The organism is Paenibacillus sp. MDV22-iso6 (genome assembly GCF_058408365.1).
The window spans coordinates 1,238,499-1,261,332 of record NZ_JBZVDZ010000001.1 but is presented as its reverse complement, the minus strand read 5'-3'; the positions used below and the strand labels follow the sequence as shown (position 1 = coordinate 1,261,332).

Here is a 22,834-nt window from a genome sequence, read left to right as displayed (position 1 = left end):
AAAAGGAGCCAAAACTATTACCATGATAGGAGCATCTAATCATGGAGGTTATCAAAATGGAGCTTATGAAAGCAGATGTAACCGTCGTAGGTGGAGGTATTGCAGGGATATGCGCTGCCATTGCGGCTGCACGCCAAGGTCTGCAGGTTTCACTTATTAATGATCGGCCGGTGCTTGGGGGAAATGCGAGCAGCGAGGTCAGAGTTCATATCAACGGGTCGGCATATCTCGGAAATAGTCCATCCTATTATGCCCGCGAGGGCGGGTTGGTAGAAGAACTCAAGCTGAAGATCTTTCATTATAATCCGTTATACAACAAGAAGCTTATGCTTTCGCTTTCGGATACGGTCTTGCTCGACATGGTTTATGATGAGCCTAACATTTCTCTGTTTCTGAATACATGTGTACATGAAACGGGCATGGAGAACGGCAGAATTCAATGGGTGGAGGGTCTTCAATTAGCTTCCGAAAGAAAATTTCGTTTTGAAAGCCCAACCTATATTGATTGCTCCGGTGATGGAATAGTTGGATACCAAGCAGGTGCTGACTTCCGATGGGGAAGAGAAGCGAAGCATGAATACAAGGAGGAGCTCGCTCCAGAAGTGGCGGATCATTACACGATGGGCGATACGATTCTGTTTCAAGCCCGTGACGTAAACTATGCCGTTCCTTACAAAAGGCCTGGCTTTGCGTATGATATCACGAAGCTGGAGTTTTTCGATAGTATCAGAAAAGGATTAAACCATCGGTCTTTTCCAAGGAAAATCAACGGGCTTGGCGGATTGTGGTGGCTGGAATACGGCGGTCATATGGATATTATCAAGAATAATGAAGACATCGCATTGGAACTGCGGAAATTGGTGTACGGGATATGGGATTATATCAAAAATAGCGGTGAGTTTGATGATGTAGACAATCTCATCTTGGATTATGTATGCCCGATTCCGGGAAAGCGGGAGTCAAGACGGTTTATCGGGGAGCACATGCTGTCTCAGAACGATCTTACAGCAAAGACTCACTTCGAAGATGCTGTATCCGTCGGAGGCTGGTATATGGATCTGCATGCGAATAAAGGCATTTACGATGAAGGGCCGGCTACAGCTTGGAATTTTGTGCCGGGGTTGTATAATATCCCTTTCCGCAGCTTATTTTCACGTAATATTCCCAATCTCATGTTCGCTGGCCGCAATATAAGCGCTACCCATGTGGCTTTCGGGTCTACAAGGGTGATGGCAACCTGTGGTTGTATGGGGCAGGCGGTAGGAACGGCTGCTGCGTTATGCGTAAAATATGATACAGACCCCGCGGACATCGTCAAAGCGCATATGGATGAGCTTCAGACGCAGCTGCTTCGAGACGGGCAAACGATTGTAGGGTTTCAAGAGCAGTTGGATCCTTATTTTGCTGACGGCTTAACGATTCGTGCCTCGTCTCAGCGAAGCTATGAACATCTTCATCCAACTGAAGAGATCTCCTTGGAGAAAGCGTTATGTTTGGTCTTGCCAATTCAGACATCCGTAGCTGAAAGTGTGCAGATCAAAATTAAAAATAGATCCGAGCATTCGGAAATGTTGCAAGTGAAGCTATTTGGCGGGGAGCGGAAGGAAAACTATATTCCCGCCAGCGAGTTGAAAAAATATCCCTTGCTTATTTCAGCGGGTTACGATGAATGGATCACGCTGGAACTGGGCTGCGAGAAACCGGCTGATGACAAGGTCTACATCGTATTGGAAGGTTCAGAGAGCCTTTCGATACACACGAATGAAGAGAAAATGACTGGAGTGGTGAGCTTCTTTTATAAACCGGAAGAGCCGTCCAGGCTGAAGAAGCTTAATAAGAGCATTTGCTTCAAGGATCTGAAACCATCCCAGGATATGTATAATCCCGCGAATGTCGTCAATGGTTTCTCCAGACCTTATGGTCTGCCAAACGGTTGGATTTCGGAACGTACAGAAGGACAGGAATGGTTGGAATTTGGTTTTGCAGGCCCCAAAAATCTGGATGAAATCCATCTTGTCTTCAATTCGCAGCTGAATTTGGAGCATTTCGACGATCCAATCGAGCCACTGATCCAGGATTATGATGTGACCTTAACGTTAGAGGACGGAACAAAGAGTGAAATTAAAGTCCGCGGAAATTATCTTTCGTTGAATAAACATCAGGTGCATGCAAAAGGTGTAACCCAAATCCGGTTTGATTTCTGTGCAACGTATGGTTCGCCTTATTATGAAGTATTTGCTGTCAAATTTTTTGCTCCTAAAAACGCTAAGTGAGGGCGGGTGAAGTCACGATGAAGGAATTTTTCCCTCGAAGAGGGCTGCCTAATGTCATTCAAAAGTTGGAAAATGGGGAAACAGTAACAATTGTCTATTTTGGCGGCAGTAATACACGTTCTAAAGGATACAGGGTCATGACGGCGGATTGGCTGCGAGGGCAATATCCGCATGCAGATATCCGCTCTGTGAACGCAGGCATTGATGGGACAGGATCGGACCTCGGCTGCGCCCGTTTGGAGACAGATGTACTGCGTCATCAGCCTGATCTAGTGTTTGTTGAATTTGTTGGTAACGATGGCGGAGTTCCCGAATCCAAGGCGCGGATCGAAGGCATCGTCCGACAGATTCACAAGCACAGCCGGTTTACCGATATTCTGTTTGTGTATACGGTTAAGGAACGGGATTTGACCTCATTTCAATCGGGCCAATACCAGAAGGGCGCTCGTATGCAAGAGGAAGTCGCTGACTATTACGGCATTCCTTCGATTCATCTGGGCGTAGCAGTCAGTCAATTGGTTTTGGAAGGAAAGCTCATTTTCACCTTAAGAGCAGACGTATCTATTCCCGGAGCCGTTATTTTTACGCATGATTCGATCCATCCAACGATTCCCGAAGGACATCAGATTTACACGGATACAATCACCCGGTCGTTTGAGAAAATCAGAGAGCTTCGAGATCACGTAGGAAAAGTCGAACATCACTTGCCGCAGGATCCATTGGTCCCGGCCAATCCTTGGGAGTATGCAACCATGCTGCCACTGGATAGTCTTACTCATTTTTCCGAGGGGTGGTCTTACATGACCCCTGATGATTTTCCTTTAGTGCGCGAGTATGAATGGTTGTTCCCCGGTCTATGGCGAGCAGTCGATCCCGGAGAGACGATCACAGTGGAGTTTGAGGGAACCCACATCGGATTATTCGATATTGGGGGGCCGGATTCCGGCAGATTGAAGGTGACGGTGGATGAGGGTGAACCCTTCCTTATCGATCGATTCACTTCATATAACGATCATAATCGAAATCAATATGTTTACTTACCGGAGCTACCGAATGGGAAACATACGGTTCGCTTCGAAATCGATCACAAGAAGACAGACAAAGCGGCCGTGTTTGAGGCAAGTGGCAATGAAAGAGGTATGGAACATGTTCGACAACATCCGGCTTGGTATGATCATACGGTCATTCAGCTTGGGAAGTTGCTATTGGTGCAGCCGCCATTATAATTGATTGGTCTACTTGGAAGACCTATATTCTATCTGACTGCAATGAGCGCTCAATTAGGATGTAGGTTTCTTTTTTTTACTTAAAATCGTATAAGAAATTCTTAAAATGAAAGAAATTTCACGGTGATGTGACATGCTAAGATAGAAACGACAGAGCGGGATTAGCCAGAAGGCTAAGGTTAATTCCTTTTTCACGATCATTTGAGCAAAGGGTAATCTTTTTTTGGAAGCGTTATCATTAATAGGAGAGGCTGTGAGTTGTATGGTCAAAAGGAAGCTTTTTTTCTTCATCGTTTTCATGTTGACGATAGTAGTTCCTTCCAGCCTGATCGGAATAAGGGCCGCTTATGCGGAGACCTTACCTTATCAGACCATTATCATCGATGACGGGAGCATTAAGATTAATGATGTTGTGACACCTGATGCGGGTAACGAGAACAATGGATATTCGGCTCCAAATTGGACCACAAGCACAGGGGTGAAGGGGTATGATCTTTCCAGCACCCAATATACGAGTACAGCAGGCAGAACGATAACATGGAACCCACGCTTGGAAGCAGGAACGGCGAAAATATCTTTCTATAAGCTGGATTGGGCGGATAAGGCTGATAGCAATGTGAAAATCGAAATTATTCATAATGGAACGACGGATGTAGTCTTTATGGATCTAAGACCCTCATCTGGCGCTCCAGCTGGTTGGGTTGATTTGGGAGAGTACTATTTTTCCGGAGTTGGTGAAGAATTCGTTAAATTGACCCGGTCTGCGGGCACCACGAACACGATCCTTACGCGTGCGGATGCGGTCAAGTTCGAAGGGAATATAAAGCAGAAAGAACCACATAAGACGATCATCATTGATGATGGAAGCCTCACAATTGATAATGTCGTCACTGTTGATTCAGGCAATGTCAATAACGGGTTCTCCGCTCCTTATTGGACCACAAGCGCAGGAGTAAAGGGATACAATAATTCCAGTTCCAAATATACGGATGCTGTAGGTAGAACTATCACATGGAATCCGCGCTTGGAAGCAGGGACGGCGAAAATATCGTTCTATAAGCTGGATTGGGCGGATAAAGCAGATAGTAATGTGAAGATTGAGATTGTTCATAACGGGATTACGGATGTTAAGTTTATGGATCTTAGACCTTCGTCAGGTCCATCGGTTGGATGGGTGGATCTGGGGGAGTATGAGTTTAGTGGTGATGATAGCGAATTTGTCAGGCTGACTCGAACGCAACCTACGACGGGTACGATTATTACTCGGGCCGATGCAGTCAAGTTCGAAGGAAATATCCGGCAGCAAGCACCACCCTTGCCCCCGCTGCGGAGCCGCACATTAGCGAATCTCAGTTATACGGAAAAAGGCAGCATCGAAAATGCTAACTATAAGGCGACCTTCTATGAGGCAGCATGGGATGGGGGTAAATCCATCGTTCGTGACATGTTCTATAAGAACACGGACACGGGAAACTGGACGCCAATCAATAACGTATCGGAAAGACTTGAGGAGCAATGGGTTTTATTAGATGGGAATGCGGGCAGCCGAACCAATTACTACGATACGATGAACAAACGCTGGATTACATTCGATGGGGTCCATTTTCCCGATAACCACACGGCGGTGTTAACCGATTCTACGCATGGCAGTGATTACGATTTTGAAGTGAACTGGTCCATGGCAGGGGAAAAACCAGATGTTTCTTTCGCCTTTACGCCTCGTCGCGACGGCAATTATGTGATTGGATATCAGTCCTTCACAACAGAGGCAGTCTCGGGCATCAATGAAGTGTTAAATGGATTCAGGTCACATGCCAAAATGGTAGGTACAGTGGAATCAACAAGCTTGAGAGAGCTGAGCGCTCCGATGAGCCTGGTTGAGAAAAATGATGGTTCGGGAAATCCATTAACGTATGGTGTATTTGTACCTTCGGCAGAGCTTCCGGTTGAATTTGAACCGACGGGAGGCGTTACGAAACAACGGCTTGGCATGAGCCTGGTCAACAACGAAGGCAGCGTGCAGCCAATCTTGTATGCGCCTCAATTAGGAACTTATTCGCAAATGACCGCAGAGAGCACTTATCAATTTCATATGGGGCTAATCGCTCAAAAAAGCAATCTGTATGAATCCTACGCGGATATTCTTCGCAATGAGTACGGTTATTCAGCATACCGCGAAAATGTGTCAGATCAGTCGCTTACTGACGCGATGTTCAATATGATCGATTTACTTAAGATTGAGCCGCAAGGGGACGACTCTGTTAATTATGTCCCGTCACCCAGCGGGTGGTGGAGCCGTGCCAAGGGATTTATTGATATCGAAAACGAGGATAGCGTCCGAACAAGCTCGAATGCGGTTCTTTTGGGGGCTTACTATTTGACTGGGGATGACCAGCTTTACGATACGAGAGCACTGCCGTCCGTCCAGTATGGCGTATCGCGAAATGGTATCGGTTGGTCGCCGACGCAGAAGAAAGTATACGGTGTGCCTTCCTTATGGAAAATGGCTACTCTGCCGTTCGATGTTTCAAGCGTAGCCGCCGTCAATCAGATGATGGGCACTTCGGCAGGAATTGGGGCGCTGGCACAGGAAGAGTACCTCATGCGAGACCCGGACCAGAAAGACCGGGGGCCTGTCATTCAACCCCTGATGATGTATCGTATGACAGGAGAGGCGCAGTATTTGCAGGCTGCCAAGGATGCAGCCGATAGTTATATCTTGCAATATATCGATACGCCTGCAACCGTAGATGTGAGTAAAAATGAGTTCATTTATTATTATAGCAAGCTGTGGATGGAGATCTTGGAGCTTTATGAGGAAACTCAGGATCCCAAATACTTGAATGCCGCTTATAAGGAAGCCAAACGGTATGCAACCATGTTCGTTGCTCGTCCAGTTCCTGAAGGTAACGTTACGATTCCTCAGCCTGAGACGTATAATTACGCAGAGTCGTTCCATTGGCCGGAAAGTGGTAAATTTCAATATCCTAGGCTCAAGCTTCCAGAAGATATAGCCGGAGGCGTTCAGGCGGATCGTTGGCTTGTTTCACCGAGCGGATTGACGTTTGAAGCAGGAAGTACAACCGGCTATTATCGGATGAACGCTCAGGAAGCTCCATTCATGCTGAGATTGTCGCTCTATACAGGGGATAAACTGCTGCAGGATATTGCTCATAATGCGGTTATTGGCAGATATTCCAGTTATCCAGGTTATTACTATAAAGGCTTCGCCGTTAGCCAACTTGAACCGGACTTTCCTCTGGAAGGCCCCAGCGGGGCTACATCCATCTATTACCACCATATTCCGGGGCAGCTTGGGCAAACGATGGATTATTTGATCAGCGAACAATCATTAAAATCGAATGGAAGCATTACATTTCCTTCCGTATTTGAAACGAATTTTTTATGGTTCAAATATCACCTCTATGGGAATAAACCAGGTCAATTTTATGGTAATTCCGACGTTTGGCTTTGGATGCCCAAGGGGATTATTAAGACCAACCATCCTCAATTGAATTGGATAACGGGTGAGAGCGGTGATAAATTCTACATCGGGCTAAGCAATGCATCGTCAGAAGAAGTTCAGACTCCGATCGAATTGAATGAACAAATCATTGGATTCAACCCGACACAGGATTATACCGTAACGATCATCCGCGACAATGGTACACCAGAGCAAGCAGTTATGAGTGGCGGAATCATTCAAGCCACGGTTTCAGGCAAGGGCATCACCGCGATCATTGTAGAAGGACTTAACATTGATGTGCCGCTGCATCAGGTTAGAACGGCTGAACTATCGGATGCAAGCTATTTCTTTGATACCCACAGTCCAATTGATGCTGTTAAAGGCATGCTGATGGTTAAGCCCGACGAAACGGTCTATGATGCTTATGTGCAGGCCAAAACGACGAAACCCGCGACCATTCATTATTCCTTGGATGGAGGGGCCACGTACACGACCATCCCAGATACGATATACCCAATGGAATGGTCGATACGGGTGAATGATTTATCCCAAACTTTCACGTATTACGTGGAATCGGAGGGGAAACAGACCCGTAAGCGGACACTCTATCTGCCTGATGAGGTAACGGAAACTCCAGTCCAACCCGATGGGCAGGAGAGTTCATCTATCATTGTGGATAATACGGAGGCGGAGACAGAAGGCGTCTGGATAAGGGATACGACGGCTGACAACTATTACTATGATAACTATGTGTATGCCAAATCTACGGCCGGCAACGCGACAAGCAAAATGAGATGGCGGCCTGAGCTGCCGGAAAGTGTCACTTACAGTGTGTATTACAAGATTCCGCAAATCACCGCTGCGAGTGAAAATTGGGCAACGAATGCTTCTTTTACTGTTTATTATAGCGGGGGCTCCGAGACGGTTACTGTTGATGAGACAGCGGCGAATGGTACTTGGGTGCACCTAGGGGATTATCCTTTTGCTGCAGGCGATAGTGGGTACGTGGAACTAACCAATAAAGCCAACAAGTCCAGGGTCATTGCCGATGCGATCATGTGGGTGGACCCGAACAGGGTACCGCAATTGGAGTCTGCTGTGATCCTGTCTGATCGGAACGAGCTGCAGATGACTCAAACCGCACAGCTGAGCGTAACCGGCTATTTGGATAACGGTTTGATCGGTGATTTAACACAGGCCGATGTGCAGTATTTCGTTGATCGTACGGATCTGGCCGAAGTGGATAGCAGTGGGGTGTTGACCCTTCTTAATCTCGATGGGGACACGGATCACATTGAGGTATGGGCTACTGTCACGATTGACGGAGTGACCTTAACCACACCACCTTTGAACATCACGATCAAGGACCTAACGGTTATCGTCGATAGTACAAATACAACTGGGTTATACACGACAGAAGGCTCTTGGAGTCAAAGTAATTTAGCCGGATACAAAATTGGGGTTAAGTCCCGTTACTCTACAGTTCAAGGATCATCCGCAACGTGGAAAGGCCAGTTTCCAGAGGGGAAATATACAGTCGCGATCTACAAGCTCGTCCATACGACGGGAAATGATAATAATGTCAAAGTGGAAGTGAAGCATAAGACGGGTACCGAGGTCACCTATATCGATGCAACGATCGGCTCATCGGGTTGGGTTAATCTAGGAACGTTCGACTTTACGGGTGACGGTAGCGAGTATGTCCGGTTAACCAGGGTTACTCCTACAACCGTAGACCCGCCAACGCTTCCTGCCGATATGATCTATACGAGAGTTGACGCAGTTATGTTCGAACGGCATTCTGATGGTTCAGAGCTGCTTGCAAATGAGGAGCCAGGTGAACCGATACTTTCTGAATAATAGCGGTGTTGCGACAGGCTTACATGATGCAGTTAGTTGTACTTGTGAGTTATTGAGGTGATGCTATACAAATTATTGTGAAATTACCCTAAAAGCTGAGTGGATGAGAACAATCCATTCGGCTTTTTTGGTCGGGGGACAAGAACATGTTCCCATTGAAGGCGCTCCTTTTTGCAAATGCTTTAAAAAGACACCATTAGTAATTTAATATATTATCTAATAACAAGTAGACGTAAATTAATACAGGTTTGCCATGGGTCATCAACTTGACGTTGAGCAGTGTTGGACAAGAGCGGAGAGGCGTTTAATGGGGCTGGTCAGGAAATCATGAAAGAAGGAATGCCTGCAAAATGGTGCAGGGAATGTCGGATACGAGAAGAAAGGCTCTGATATGCTTAGATCAACGAGGGAGGGAAAGATCATGAATGCACTAGCACGATTGAATGAGGGCTTGAGCTACATTGAGGAGAATCTAACGGATTCTGTGGATATGAAAGAGGTAGCACGAATCGCCTGCTGCTCGGAATACCATTTTACACGTATGTTTTCCTTTCTAAGCGGCATTACTTTGTCAGAGTATATCCGACGTCGGCGCTTGACGCTGGCAGCTCTGGAACTAAGCCGGAATGACAGTAAAGTCATTGATGTTGCCCTCAAATATGGATATACTTCTCCGGATTCCTTCGCTAGAGCTTTTCAGAGCATGCATGGGGTTACGCCCTCGGAAGCGAAAAATCATGGTCCATCACTCAAGGCCTTCCCTCGAATGACATTCCAATTGACCATTCAAGGAGGAAGCGAAATGAACTACCGTATTGAAGACAAAGAGGCCTTTCGGGTTGTGGGTATCAGTAAAAGGGTGCCGATCGTGTTCAACGGGGTAAACCCGGACATTGCTGCGATGTATCAACGTCTTACGCCGGAATTAATTGAGACGATTAAGAGGATATCCAATGTTCAGCCGCTTGGGCTAATTAGTGCTTCGGCTCATTTTAGTGAGGAACGGATGGAGGAAAAGGGGGAACTAGATTATTATATCGGTGCAGCTACGACCCAAAAGGCTCCTGAGGGTTTGGCACAACTGGAAGTGCCTTCCTCGACATGGGCAGTGTTTACTGTCGTTGGTCCTTTTCCCGGTACGCTTCAGGATATCTGGGGAAGAATCTATTCCGAGTGGTTTCCTTCTTCAGATTATGAGCTGAGCGAAGGACCGGAAATCCTGTGGAATGAGCATAAGGATGTTACTTCTTTGCAATACAGAAGCGAGATATGGATACCAATACGGAAGAGATAAAGCTGTTTATCTTCATAAGTGTGGGGTGGCACAATAGATTTAAATCGCGGATAAAGAAGAGTCCCATCCTCAATTTGTATTCCTATGTAGTGAGCAAGCGAGAATTATTGAATTTTTGAGTTGCAAATGTCGGTTATATGTGAAACACCAAAAGATCTCTTCATTATTGAAGAGATCTTTTGGTGTACAACAACTGTTTAATGAGAATCAGATTACATTACATAATGATTGCAGATGAGTGCGTGAATCCATTTGCAAGGTACTGTTATGGTGTTTAATGTCCACCTGTATCGGAAGCCCAGACAGGATACCAGCCCAAGGCCGGATTTTCATTGTTGTACAGTACCAGATTGCCGTCATTTTGCATGATCAGCACATTACCTCTAAGATTGGCTGGCACATTGTCTGCTCCATAATATGTCTTAGACCATGCTAGGTTATCTGACGTCCAATAAGGTGTGTTTTGCGGATCTGATATAACCAACTTCCCGCTGAAATAATTAATCTGGAGTTTATGTATTCTTGTGTCCTTGGTTTTGCTGTTCCATATCATCTTGCGTGCCTTGACGTCCCAGATCTGCGCATCACCATAATTATCAAATTGAAACGAAAACCTGATATTGTTTGACACTAATCCCCCACCGGCGACGTTATACATCGTGTCATAAATCAGACGATCCCCACTGGCGGCGGAAGTCACAGGGGAAAATGAAATCAAAAACAAGAGCATGGCAATACATGATAAAAAGACTTTTTTCATAGAACATCCTCTTTTCCTGATATGTTTTAAGTGACTTATCAAATATATCATATATTTTTCTTTTATGGATAAAAATTGAATAAAATTCGCCTGCCAAGAGACTGTCATACGCAAACGGCCTGTTCTCTGAATGAGGAGATCGCGATTCATTAACTTTAGCAGAGCTTCTGGCGACGGGCTATTAGGCTTCATGGTCGAGTACCCAACAGACTTACAAGACTGAGGAGAACGATAGCAAGCACCTTACTCCATGTTTCATGCCAGCTTGGATCGTTGGTGATAGATGGAGGATTCTGCCAATTTTTATGAAATATCGGGTTAGGTCAAGTGTAGGAAATTAGGGGGTTGGTGTGTTAAACATTGTTATTTACAAATCTTATTTTATACATTATAGTTATTATGGATAATTAATATCTTTAATGTGCTCAGAGAGGTAATTTCGGTGGTTAGAATAATATATGAACTAAAAAGCCTATAGAAAATCTCCTAAGCAGAACTTGTTGATCCCTTAGTTCAACAGGCAAGACTGGGATCTACCTCGACGTCAGCTGGAAAAAAACAAAATATTTTTACAAATACGATTATACAAGGAGTATAAAAATGAATCCAAAACTACAAAGAAAAATTGAGCACTTGGAGAATATTGAGAGGTTCCCAGCAGAGGAGTTATTTAAGTTTATACAGCTTAATAAAGAGGATGAACTATTAGATCTTGGAGCTGGTACAGGTTATATAAGCTTTTCTTTTGCTAAATATGTGAAAAAGGTAGTTGCGTTTGATTACGATATTGATATTTTACAGTATCTAGAGCTAAAAGCTAAGGAAAAAGGGATAACCAATATTGAGACCACCGCTGCAAACTTTAAAGAAATGCCATTAGAGAACGATAGATTCGAAAAAGCTGTTGCTTCAATCTCGTTACACGAGGTTCAACCTCTTTCATTGGTGTTGGATGAAATCCACAGAGTTTTAAAAGACAAAGGGATCTTTTTGTGCATTGAATTAGAGAAGACGGAGATGACTAATGCTCCAAGGGTTTCATCGAAGGAGATGGAGGAAGAAATCGTTAAGGCAGGTTTTACAGTTATTGATACGATTCATCCAGCAACACAAGTTGCTAACCAACCCGTCTATATCATTATTGCACAGAAGAAGGGTTACTAGTGAATCTGCTTTCAATTATAGTTCCCATAAGGGACGGCGAAGCCGTCCTTTTTGCTACATAATATTAAGTTCTTATTCTGAGACAAGACAAGAAACTTGGTTGTATCCGGAAATAACAGAGGAGTTGAAAGCTTATCGAATTGATCATACAGGGTGTAATTGTAGATTCTTCTCTCATAATCGGAAACTTTTACGAATGTCTTTTATTCTTTAAATGAAGATCTTAATTCAATGGCGCCCAAAATGGTAGTATATCATCGTTAGGGTCGCTACTCTTGGCGAAATTTACCCAATACGTAAAGCCGAAAATACCGAGTCGGTAATTAATCGTTACGAATACAACTCCCTTTTTTGCCATGTTTTCGCCGTTGTACAAGTCCATGGAACCTGATCCGTTTTTAAATGTCCCTCCATGGATGTACACCAATACAGGCAGCTTCTTCTGATCTGATTTAGCACCTAACCATACATTTAAATATAAGCTGTCTTCACTTATTTTTTCATTATGTTGGTTCATCGATTGGTGTGCTGGTCCAGTGGATTAAGAATAACCAACGCGAATCCCCCGAAGATATGGCCGAAATAGTCATGCATCAACTATTGTCCAACTACAACAGATTAATTTGAAGTTCGGAATAAATGTAGTGGGGCCTTCTTTAACCTGTAATTAATTCTTAATCTATCTTAAGATAGCTGTATATGCAGTTTGAATTTGATCAAGATTTGCATATTGATCAAATTTGGCGATGTATTAAAGATGAGGAGGACGATGTAGAATGGAATTCAAGTTTGGGGACGCTGCTATTCTTCTACCCCCTTTACACATTACAATTATCGCAATAATTATTATTTTCTTTTTAATAAGGTGGAGCAAGCAATTAGAAACAAGACGTTTTACGGTTTTCTTTTACTTTTTAATTAGTACTTTCATTACTTCCATTTATTCTCGTGCTACAACAGAAGGTGTCTTTCAGTTATGGATTCCCTTAGGATTTATAGCGGTTTTCTTTTACTTGTTTCGCAGCGAAAGAAATCATCCTTCTAAGATGAAAGCGAGTATTTTAGGGCTTTCTATAGCAATGTACCAGTTAATTCTTCAATATTTAGGATAGATTTTAATATTTATTGAACATAGTTCCAATACACGGTATAAAAATGCGATGAAGCCGGTGGCGTGAGATGGAGATTTGAACTAGTTGTTCGACTCGACCATGGCTCCCTTACTTTTCATTATCGAGCGGTTAAAGTAGAATGCATATAGGTTGGACGAAAATACGAAAATGATCACATTAAACGAAGTAAAAGAGAGGTTTGTACTTATGACAATGACGTTTAGGAAACTAAGTGAGCTATCGATGGAGGAAAATGTACGTATTTGGAATCTAGGATTCGAGGGCTATTTTATACAGATGGTCATGACGATTGATGCTTTGATGACCAGGGTTGTTAACGAAGGACTTTCCTTGGAGAATTCACTCGCTATTTATGTGGATGGTGAACCTGCAGGGTTTGTCATGAATGGATTTCGTGACGTAGATGGAAAGAAAGTGGCATGGAACGGTGGGACAGGTATTGCGCCTGCATTTAGAGGGCAGGGCATTGGCAGAGCGCTCATGTTAAGAAATCTAGAGTTGTACCGAGAACAAGGCGTGGAACTTGCGTTACTTGAAGCGCTCACGCAGAATGAGAGTGCGATCAAGCTATATCAGTATGTGGGGTATGAAATTACGGATCGATTAATGATTTTACAACATACGGGTACAATAGATCCCCAATTATTGAAGCGATCTGTTGAGCATCCCTTTTCTATCACCAAAGGATTGCCCCGTGATGTATATGCGCTAGACTTCTATCGAGGTTTATCCGCTTGGCAGACACAATGGCCTAGCATGAAGGAGGGTGAATCTATAATCATTAGACAAGATAGCGAGCCTGTATGCTATGCGTTGTATAAGCGAACATTTGATCATGAGGGTAAAATGGTAACCATTTCGCTCTATCAATGTGAGGTCCTTCCAGGGCGGGAAGATGCAGAGGAGATTTATAAGCTTGCACTCAGTGAACTGTTCGCCCCGTTAGACTATGTTTGCAGACGAGGGACATCTAACCTGCGTAAATCCAATCAACCTCTGAACGATCTATTGTTAAAATTAGGTTTCACAACGAATGTTGAGCAAGTGCTCATGATGCGAAATATGGATCTTAACTAAGATAAAAGAGAAACAGATAGATAATAGTAATGTTGACTTACAAATTTTTTTAGCATTCGTTGAATACATGATACAAGAAATAAAGCAACACACATCATTAAGCAAACGGGACACGATAGAGCAAAAAAACAAGAAGACAGCCGATCACGATCGGCTGTCTTCTTGTTTAACTAACCGACAGGACAGTTCATTGGCAATAGCGTCACTATAGTGCTCCAATATGCACAGATTTCCGAGAATATTTGCAAAATAGTATCGCAGGTCGCTGCCTAAGATTAGAGATAAGAAGGCTGAAGAAGACCGTAACAGGAAGGAACTATAGGCTGTTTGTAGCCTTTTAACTAATGGACTGATGCGAAAAACCGTTAAATAGTGCAGTTTAATCATTGAAATGATTGAGATTTACTACATTTTTACATGTAGTATGAAGTTGATTCAGGATGGAATTATTCATTCCGGAATCCCAGAAGTGCATAACTTCTCGTGCTTATGTTTTCTTAATTACATTCCAAGGAAGAGGTGTTGTTTATGAAAAAGTTAATGGATTTTAGAAAGAAAATGTCGGCTGTGTTAATGGCAAGTGGCCTGATATGCGCGATGCTGTTGCCCATTCAAGCGTCGGCGGCAGACATTGCTTTTAACGAACCTTTAAACGGCGTGAATCCTAATTTGTTCTATACCTCAGATGGATGGGCTAATGGTCCAGATTTCGGAGTGGGCTGGAAGGCGGTTAATCAGGAATTCGTGAATGGAATTATGGCTCTGCGACTTGACAATACTGGGTGTCCCGCAAGTTGCTCGGGGAAAAATTATGCTTCCGCTGAATATTCGACCCATGTGAAGTATGGCTATGGCCGGGTTGAAGCACGTTTAAAAGCGGCTTCAGGAGTCGGTCTCGTCACAAGCCTCTTCACGTATTCCGGGCAAGGAACAGGCACATCCAATGACGAAATCGACATTGAAATTTTGGGCAAAGACACGACGAAGATGGAAACTAATTATTTTACGAATGGCGTAGGCCAGCATAGCACGATCATCAATCTGGGGTTTGATGCCTCGCTCGATTTTCATAATTATGCGTTCGAATGGTCGCCATCATCCATTAAGTGGTATGTAGACGGTAAACTGGTACACACGGAGACTGGATCACGTGGAACACTTCCGACCAGTCCTGGCTATATTATGGTTAATCTGTGGTCGGGCTCGGGACCGGCTGAAATATGGACAGGAAAATTCAATTACCCAGGTATGCCGGTACGGGCCTATTTTGATTGGATCAAATTTAAACCGGCCAACTGACGTTCGAAAGATGGAATTTATAACGAAACTTACAAATAAGGTGAAATAATCTGAATATAACTCTGAACGATATGGCAGAAGTTGAAGTCCTGAAGAATTAGCAGCGATAAGGTGTATCTGAAAGGCACTACAGAGTTTACTTTTAAAAAGCTGTCCCGGGTCAGTAATGGCTCTTGGGATAGCTTTTTTATTTACAACAATGGAATATAGGTGATAGAGTTTTTTACAAGATATGTATTTGGTAGCGCTTACAAGAAAAGTTGTGGGGGGAGTTATGAATGCCATCTATCATAAGGGAAGAAGTGGTTCCGAAGGAAAAGGTAAAAATGAATAAGAATTATCCAGTTTATATCGGCGACACGATTGGTGTGACTATCCATTATCAAAAGCTTCATTGGCATAATGTTCTGGAGATTAATTATATCAAATCCGGCACGGGCTACTACATCATCAACGGTCAAAAATTTGATTTCCAGCAGGGAGATGTGCTGCTCATCAATTCGAATGATCTTCACTGCGCTTACGAAACGAAGGATCTTGTCATGACTGTCATTACGTTCGATTCGACCTGGTTTATTCATAATCTCCGATTCGATCCGGAGCTATTCAGCCCGTTCCGCGACATAGACAAACATTACACGAATCTAATCCACCGTGATCATCCGGCCATGGACAGACTGCGGTCACTTCTTCTTGAACTCCAATTGGAGCATGAGAGGGAGCAGCGTTCCTACGCTACGGTTGTATATTCGCTTATACTCCAGTTTCTGACTATAGTAAATCGGGAGTGTCGAATAGAGGGGATTTGCGGTAGTCAACACCTCATCAGTGAGAGACAGTATGAGAAAATACGTCAGGTGATTATGGTTATGGAACAAAACTTCGCCCATCCATGGACGCTGGAGGAGCTGGCCTCTCTTGTCTATCTCAGTCCTTCAAGGTTCAGCGAAATATTCAAACGCGCGGTCGGCATGCCTCCGATGCTGTACCTGATCCATATTCGACTGGAGCAAGCTGTCACAATGCTGGAGGGAGGCCATATGAAGGTAATGGATATTGCTCTGGAATGTGGCTTCCGCACGCTGACCAACTTTAATCGGCTGTTTAAAAAGCACATCGGCATGACGCCAAAGACTTCACAAAAGCAAAATCCCTAGAAATCAGTAATATAGTGCTATATTTTACTGGTTTTAGCAGAGAAATGAACTGGTGCAGGAGATACAATGAAGTGGCAAGCATCTCATAATTATGTTAATAAATCTAACACTAAATTAAAAAGGGGAGATGCCAATGCCGCAAGTGGAGATGAGCAGCAAAACGAAGCCGCTTGTTAAGAAAAGTCACCTGCACCGCTTTCTGAAGCAATGGGATATTCAACTTATGGTGCTTCCGGCCATGATGTTTATCCTGGTCTTCAGCTACATTCCCATGTACGGAGTGCTGATGGCGTTTCAGGACTACAGTTTATTCAAAGGGTTTCTGAACAGTCCCTGGGTAGGCTTCAAACATTTTGAGGCGTTTTTCGGGACGCCGGAGTTTTGGACCATTATGCGGAATACTCTCGTCATTGGCATGCTTAAACTGTGCATCGGGTTTCCTGCCCCCATCCTTCTCGCGGTGATGCTCAATGAAGTAGGGAAACATTCTTTCAAAAGAATTGTTCAAACGATCAGTTATTTGCCTCACTTTTTGTCGTGGGTCATCGTATCGGGCTTTGTGATCTCCATCTTGTCTACGGACAACGGCAGCCTAAACATACTGCTGCAGAAGCTGAGTCTTATCGATGAGCCGATTAACTTTCTGTCGGAGCCAAAGTACTTTTGGAGTATTTTGACGGTAACGAATGTGTGGAAGGAGATTGGTTTCTCCTCCATTGTGTATTTGGCGGCAATTGCGGGCATCAATCCCCAACTGTATGAAGCCGCTTCCATTGATGGTGCGAGCCGTCTGAAGCAGATTTTTTCCATCACTATTCCATCCATTATGCCAATTATCGTTGTGTTCTCGATTCTGGCTATCGGTAATTTCCTAAATGCAGGGTTTGAGGACATATTGCTGCTGGGAGGCAATCCGGTTTTGCGAGATGTTAGCGACGTGCTGGACACCTATGTATATCGAATTGGCATTCAGAACAGCCGATACTCCTACGCAACGGCGGCAGGGCTGTTTAAGGCCATCATCAGCGTTGTGTTATTGTCCGGAGCCAACTATTGGGCTCGTCGATCGGGGAACAGCCTTTGGTAGGAGAGAAGGGGGAGAGATACACATGAGGCTGTCGAATGGGGATCGATGGTTTGTTGGCATAATTTACTTCTTATTGGCTTTGTTTACATTTATTGCGCTATATCCGTTCTGGAACGCTGCTGCCATTTCATTTAACTCCGGGACAGATACGATGCAGGGCGGCATTACATTCTGGCCGCGTGAATTCACACTTGAAAATTATCATGTGGTGTTTAAGGATGAGCGACTGATTGACGGTTTCATCATCTCGGTGCTCCGAACGTTGCTGGGTACACTGCTCTCCATTGTGGCAACAGCCATATTAGCTTATGGCATTTCTAAACGCGAATTGATGGGTCGCAACTTTTATATGGTAACTTGCATCATAACGATGTACTTCAGCGGCGGACTTATACCCAACTACTTGCTCATTCGGGAGCTGGGTCTGATGAACTCTTTTTGGGTTATGGTCATACCAGGCATTATCAGCGTGTGGAATATGATCATATTCCGGACGTTCTTTAAGGGTATCCCGCCCGGGCTTGAGGAGTCCGCCCGTATCGACGGTTCCTCGAACTGGGGGGTATTCATCCGAATCGTACTTCCTTTATCGGGACCGGTCATTGCTACGCTGTCGCTGTTTACGGCAGTGTATCACTGGAATGATTGGTTTGCGCCAAGTATCTACATATCTAACACGGATCTTCTACCCATTCAAACTAAGCTTCAGCAGATACTTAATGCCAATATCATGATGGAACAGATGCAGAACATGGATGCTGCTGCACAGGGCCGGATGAGCGCGATGAAAACCGTAACTACCAAATCGTTGTCCATGTCGACGATGATGGTGGCAACCATTCCGATCCTCTGCGTCTATCCATTCGTACAGAAATATTTTGTGAAGGGTGTATTAATCGGTTCTTTGAAGGAGTAATTCAAGCAAATCCCGGACAAGGCTTTAAGCGTCCGCTTTGACCATAGATGAATCGCGAAGGGAGCACTCATAATGAAAAAAGGGGAAAAGAACCTTCTCTCTGGCTTGTCAGTCACACTTATCATTGTCATGGCTTTAATGGGATGTTCGGGTTCAGGAGGTAATACTGCAAGCCAAGAGAAGAATTACCCAGTCTCGGGGGATACCTTTGTACTGGGAGAGAAACCGCTGGAATTCTCATTCTACGGCCATTATGACTGGTACACAATGCCGGATTGGGGTAAAGATGCTTCGACGAAGTGGATCAAAGAGAATAAAAAGATCGACGTAGTGCCGATCAGCTCCGGTGGCGTCGCCAAGAACAAGCTCAGTACCATGATTGTGGCCGGTGAACTGCCGGATGTTATATGGATGGATCGTGGAGCGGATGTCGAAAAGCTCCGTTCTGAGGGGATGTTGGTCCCGTTCGATGATTATCTGAATAAATACCCCAATCTGAAAAAGTGGGCTGGGGAGTCTACGCTCGAATTGCTTCGCTCACCTGACGGTAAGCTATATCAGTTCCCTAACTGGTATACCACGCAGCCAAACGGCAACGCAGGATATCTCGTCAATAAGAAGATTTACGAGGAACTCGGCTCGCCGAGCCTGGAAACACCAGAGGATCTGTACGTCTATTTGAAGCAAGTGAAGTCAAAGTATCCAGATGTTGTTCCGCTGGAGGTTGGTCAAACTGCTGCAGGAGTGGACATCATGGTATCTGCGTTTGCAGAAAATCGCCCACATACATTCAACAGTATGATCGCCGTTCCACAAGGGGATCAACTCGTATCGCTGTTCACGGATCCTGTCTATAGTGAGCTGCTGCAGTATATGAGCCGTCTGTACCGTGAAAAACTTGTCACTCAGGATGCCTTCACACAGAAGCTGGAGCAGGTCGAGCAGAAGGTTATCAACGGCAAAGTAGCCATTTATGTGGCGTCCAGTCCCACCGAGTTTGGCTCCAAGGGCAACAATCTGCTTAAAGCGCAAGACCCGGATGCTGGTTACATCATGGTATGGCCTGTACACAAAGCGGAGTTGGATCGCAACAAGATTTTCCCGGGTGATTATAAACAGCTAGGCTGGAATGTCAGCGTCATTACGAAATCGGCCAAAGATCCAGAGGCCATCTTCGCCTTCTTGGATTGGTTCACAGGTCCTGATGGCCAACGTACGATTATGTGGGGGCCAGAAGGATTATATTGGGATGGAACGGACGAGGAGGATATGCCGTTGTTCACCGACAAATTCACAAGCGATGCTAAAGGTCGTGATGAGTTGATGAACGCAACCGTCAACTTTCAGTGGAACGGTAACACGGTCTATGTGGACAATTCTAAGATGAAATTCGAGTCTAAACTTCCACCAGAGAAGCGAAACTTTGAAACGTATTGGCAATCGGAGATTACGTGGAAGACGCAGATGAACACAACGGAGTTCGCCAATCTGGATCCTGCAAGCGATTCGGAAGAAGGCATTATTGCGCAGCGGGTGTTTGAGATCTATGAGCAAGTTAGAGCTAAAGCGATAAGCTCCACGACCTCGGATCAGGAAGTGCTTTCGCTTCTGGATAAGGCTGAGGCGGATGCGCAAAAATCCGGTTATGACAAGTTGTTGAAGTACAAAACAGCGAGATGGCAGGAGAATAAGGCGAAAATGGCAGCTGCGAAATAAACATTATGGTTGGAAGCAGCCCTTTCGTTAAGACTTTTGCGGGAAGCTTTAGCTTTCGCCCGAGAGTCTTGGCTGGCGGCTTCATTAGCCGAGAAACATAGGAGAGATCATACTTGAACTATTACTTGGGAGTAGATGGTGGAGGTAGTAAGACATTGGCCGTCGTGGCGGACGAAACGGGACGAATATTAGGCAGGGGAATCAGCGGCTGTGGCAATCATCAGCTTGGTGCTGCCATTGCAGAGAGTAGTATAACCCAGGCCGTTGATGAGGCTTATGCACAGGCGGGGCTTAACAAAGAGAATATCACTTACTCTACATTCGGGCTTGCGGGAGCCGATCGTGAGGCGGATTTCCGCATCTTACGTCCAATAATAGGTGCAATGGGTTTAAAGAAACATCGTATCGTATGCGATACTGTCATTGCCATGAGAGCCGGCACAAGGCAGACGGATGGGGTTGTCCTTATATGCGGAAGCGGGACGAATGGATATGGTGTTAACGTTGCAGGCGAGGAGGTTCAGATCGGAGGATTCGGTTATGAATTCGGCGATTTCGGCGGAGGCGGTGATCTGGCCGTCGAGGTGTTTCGGACAGTCATTCGTTCATGGGAAGGTAGGGAGCAGCCTACTACATTGACTTCGCTTACGTTGAATGCGCTTACCTTCGAGACCGTGGAAGAGATGTACCACCGATTTTTGGACGATGGAAGAAGGGCACCACATACGCTGGCGAAACTGCTGTTTCAGGCTGCGCCTAGGGATGAAGTCGCAAGAAAAATATTGGAAAGGCAAGGTTTGGAGCTGGGGAAAGTCGCCAGTGCAGTTATTCATAAACTAGGTATGGGCAATGATTCCTTTGATGTTGTATTGGCCGGCAGCGTGCTAACTCGTGGAGAAGGAGATTATGTGGTTCGGCATATCGAGTCTCAGGTTACTACAGCAGCACCGAAATGCCGGTTACGTATCTTGGACCTTGAGCCAGCAGCGGGTGCCATCCTGCTCGCAATGGATGAGAGCGGAGTGAAATCAGATTCCACTGTATATGAACAATTGCACCAAGGACTTGCCGTAAAGGAGAGGAATGTGAAATGTGCCCTGGATTAAAGGTTGCTGTTATTGGGGGAGGCTCTTCCTATACCCCTGAGCTGATCGAAGGTTTCATCCGTCATTATGAGAGCTTTCCGGTTAAGCATATCGTGCTAGTGGATATTCCGGAAGGCCTTCATAAACTCACCATTGTTGGCGGGCTGGCGAAGCGAATGGTTGAACGAAGCGGACTGCCGATTAATATTACTTTAACTTTGGACCGCAAGGAAGGACTTAGGGATGCCCATTATGTATCTACACAGATGCGGGTAGGGTTGCTGGAGGCTAGAAAATGGGACGAAACGATCCCGTTGAAATATGGAATGCTCGGGCAGGAGACGACCGGAGCCGGCGGAATGATGAAGGCTCTTCGTACCATACCTGTACTCTTGGATATATGCAAGGATATGGAGTTATTATGTCCTGACGCCTGGCTACTTAATTTCACGAATCCGTCCGGAATGGTAACGGAAGCCATCATGAAGCATTCCAGCATCCGCTCCATTGGTTTATGCAATTCCCCGATCGCCGCCTACAAGTGGCTGTCTGCGCTTTACCAGGTGCCTGAGGAACGCATCTATTGCGAGTTTGTCGGGTTAAATCATCTGCACTGGATCAGCCGGATCGAGATTGATGGAGAGTCAAAGTTGGAGGAGTTGTTGGACACAGGGGGGAGTTACTCGGCCAGTAACGTGCCACAGCTTGCTTGGAACGCTAAGCTGATTCGGGCGATTGGCGCTATTCCGTCCTATTATCTGAAATATTATTACCTTCACCGTGAGATATTGGCGGAGCAGCAGGCTGCCGCAGCCATAGGCGAGACGAGAGCTGAGATGGTCAAGCGCCTTGAGGATGAACTATTTGAGATTTACAAGCGGCCAGAGCTAGTGGAGAAACCGAAGCAGCTGGAGCAGCGTGGAGGTGCCTATTATTCCGAGGCGGCTGTCAACCTGATGAAGGCGATTCATACGGATAGCGGAGAGGTTCTAACGCTAAACGTCATGAACGGCGATACCCTGGACTTTTTGCCACAGGATGTCAGTATCGAAGTGAATTGCCTGGTAACGAAGAAAGGAGCTGTTCCGGTACCTATTACACGAATACCGGATGCCGCAGTTGGCCTGATTCAAGCGGTGAAGACCTATGAGAGTCTGGCCATCGAAGCGGCGGTCTCGGGAAGCAGGGAGAAGGCACTGCTCGCCCTTAGCTCTCATCCGCTAACCGATTCCGTGTGTATATCAGAAGAGATGCTGAATGAAATGCTGGAGCAGAACCGTAAATATTTGCCGCAGTTCTTCCATGGGAGGTAAGGATTCTA

General features: G+C 45.2%; 18 protein-coding genes. 15 read left to right on the top strand and 3 right to left on the bottom strand.

Features of this window, described 5'->3' with window-relative positions; translation table 11 throughout:
- The first annotated feature begins 41 nt into the window (after positions 1–41).
- Together AC4PM4_RS05360 and AC4PM4_RS05355 are read left to right on the top strand one after the other, a co-directional pair.
- Positions 42–2,273, top strand: coding sequence for an FAD-dependent oxidoreductase (locus tag AC4PM4_RS05360; RefSeq protein WP_063563711.1), 2,232 nt, complete (start codon positions 42–44; stop codon positions 2,271–2,273).
- A 17-nt stretch (positions 2,274–2,290) separates the two neighbouring features.
- The gene (locus AC4PM4_RS05355; RefSeq protein WP_491612931.1) at positions 2,291–3,499 is read left to right on the top strand and encodes an SGNH/GDSL hydrolase family protein; all 1,209 of its coding nucleotides are present in this window, start codon (positions 2,291–2,293) and stop codon (positions 3,497–3,499) included.
- Positions 3,500–3,553: 54 nt separating this feature from the next.
- Here the strand turns inward: AC4PM4_RS05355 and AC4PM4_RS05350 are convergent, their stop codons facing one another.
- Complete coding sequence (locus tag AC4PM4_RS05350) at positions 3,554–3,790, bottom strand: hypothetical protein (protein WP_491612930.1); 237 nt, start codon at positions 3,788–3,790, stop codon at positions 3,554–3,556.
- A gap of 7 nt (positions 3,791–3,797) precedes the next feature.
- On the opposite strand from AC4PM4_RS05350, the gene AC4PM4_RS05345 reads away from it, so the two are divergent.
- Positions 3,798–8,825 carry a golvesin C-terminal-like domain-containing protein gene (locus AC4PM4_RS05345; protein ID WP_161490552.1) on the top strand — a complete coding sequence of 1,676 codons (5,028 nt, stop codon included), beginning with the start codon at positions 3,798–3,800 and terminating at the stop codon, positions 8,823–8,825.
- Positions 8,826–9,246: 421 nt separating this feature from the next.
- The gene (locus AC4PM4_RS05340) at positions 9,247–10,119 is read left to right on the top strand and encodes an AraC family transcriptional regulator (protein ID WP_063563714.1); all 873 of its coding nucleotides are present in this window, start codon (positions 9,247–9,249) and stop codon (positions 10,117–10,119) included.
- Positions 10,120–10,393: 274 nt separating this feature from the next.
- Here AC4PM4_RS05340 and AC4PM4_RS05335 read toward each other — a convergent pair whose 3' ends face one another.
- Positions 10,394–10,879 carry a hypothetical protein gene (locus AC4PM4_RS05335; protein ID WP_063563715.1) on the bottom strand — a complete coding sequence of 162 codons (486 nt, stop codon included), beginning with the start codon at positions 10,877–10,879 and terminating at the stop codon, positions 10,394–10,396.
- A 600-nt stretch (positions 10,880–11,479) separates the two neighbouring features.
- Between AC4PM4_RS05335 and AC4PM4_RS05330 the strand changes: the two genes are divergently transcribed.
- On the top strand, positions 11,480–12,043 hold the full coding sequence (locus AC4PM4_RS05330) for a class I SAM-dependent methyltransferase (protein WP_491612928.1): 564 nt from the start codon (positions 11,480–11,482) through the stop codon (positions 12,041–12,043).
- 223 nt (positions 12,044–12,266) lie between these two features.
- On the opposite strand, the gene AC4PM4_RS05325 is transcribed toward AC4PM4_RS05330, so the two are convergent.
- On the bottom strand, positions 12,267–12,560 hold the full coding sequence (locus tag AC4PM4_RS05325) for a carboxylesterase family protein (protein WP_063563717.1): 294 nt from the start codon (positions 12,558–12,560) through the stop codon (positions 12,267–12,269).
- Positions 12,561–12,568: 8 nt separating this feature from the next.
- Between AC4PM4_RS05325 and AC4PM4_RS05320 the strand changes: the two genes are divergently transcribed.
- The 10 genes from AC4PM4_RS05320 to AC4PM4_RS05275 all read left to right on the top strand — a co-directional run bounded on the left by AC4PM4_RS05320 (position 12,569) and on the right by AC4PM4_RS05275 (position 22,826).
- Positions 12,569–12,670 (top strand): hypothetical protein, encoded by a 102-nt coding sequence (locus AC4PM4_RS05320; RefSeq protein ID WP_161490553.1) that lies wholly within the window; start codon positions 12,569–12,571, stop codon positions 12,668–12,670.
- Positions 12,671–12,819: 149 nt separating this feature from the next.
- The gene (locus AC4PM4_RS05315) at positions 12,820–13,155 is read left to right on the top strand and encodes a hypothetical protein (protein ID WP_063563718.1); all 336 of its coding nucleotides are present in this window, start codon (positions 12,820–12,822) and stop codon (positions 13,153–13,155) included.
- A gap of 207 nt (positions 13,156–13,362) precedes the next feature.
- On the top strand, positions 13,363–14,253 hold the full coding sequence (locus AC4PM4_RS05310) for a GNAT family N-acetyltransferase (protein ID WP_063563962.1): 891 nt from the start codon (positions 13,363–13,365) through the stop codon (positions 14,251–14,253).
- 540 nt (positions 14,254–14,793) lie between these two features.
- Entirely contained in the window at positions 14,794–15,552 is a 759-nt protein-coding gene (gene bglS, locus AC4PM4_RS05305) for a beta-glucanase (RefSeq protein ID WP_491612927.1), read from the top strand.
- A gap of 326 nt (positions 15,553–15,878) precedes the next feature.
- The gene (locus AC4PM4_RS05300) at positions 15,879–16,709 is read left to right on the top strand and encodes an AraC family transcriptional regulator (protein WP_256336256.1); all 831 of its coding nucleotides are present in this window, start codon (positions 15,879–15,881) and stop codon (positions 16,707–16,709) included.
- A 133-nt stretch (positions 16,710–16,842) separates the two neighbouring features.
- Positions 16,843–17,796: an ABC transporter permease gene (locus AC4PM4_RS05295; protein ID WP_063563721.1), complete on the top strand. Its 954-nt coding sequence runs from the start codon at positions 16,843–16,845 to the stop codon at positions 17,794–17,796.
- A gap of 22 nt (positions 17,797–17,818) precedes the next feature.
- Positions 17,819–18,712 carry a carbohydrate ABC transporter permease gene (locus AC4PM4_RS05290; RefSeq protein ID WP_072733089.1) on the top strand — a complete coding sequence of 298 codons (894 nt, stop codon included), beginning with the start codon at positions 17,819–17,821 and terminating at the stop codon, positions 18,710–18,712.
- A 72-nt stretch (positions 18,713–18,784) separates the two neighbouring features.
- Positions 18,785–20,428 carry an extracellular solute-binding protein gene (locus AC4PM4_RS05285; protein ID WP_491612925.1) on the top strand — a complete coding sequence of 548 codons (1,644 nt, stop codon included), beginning with the start codon at positions 18,785–18,787 and terminating at the stop codon, positions 20,426–20,428.
- Positions 20,429–20,541: 113 nt separating this feature from the next.
- The gene (locus AC4PM4_RS05280) at positions 20,542–21,534 is read left to right on the top strand and encodes an N-acetylglucosamine kinase (RefSeq protein WP_491612924.1); all 993 of its coding nucleotides are present in this window, start codon (positions 20,542–20,544) and stop codon (positions 21,532–21,534) included.
- The gene (locus tag AC4PM4_RS05275) at positions 21,519–22,826 is read left to right on the top strand and encodes a 6-phospho-beta-glucosidase (RefSeq protein ID WP_491612923.1); all 1,308 of its coding nucleotides are present in this window, start codon (positions 21,519–21,521) and stop codon (positions 22,824–22,826) included. Before AC4PM4_RS05280 ends, AC4PM4_RS05275 begins: the two co-directional genes overlap by 16 nt.
- Positions 22,827–22,834 lie beyond the last annotated feature (8 nt).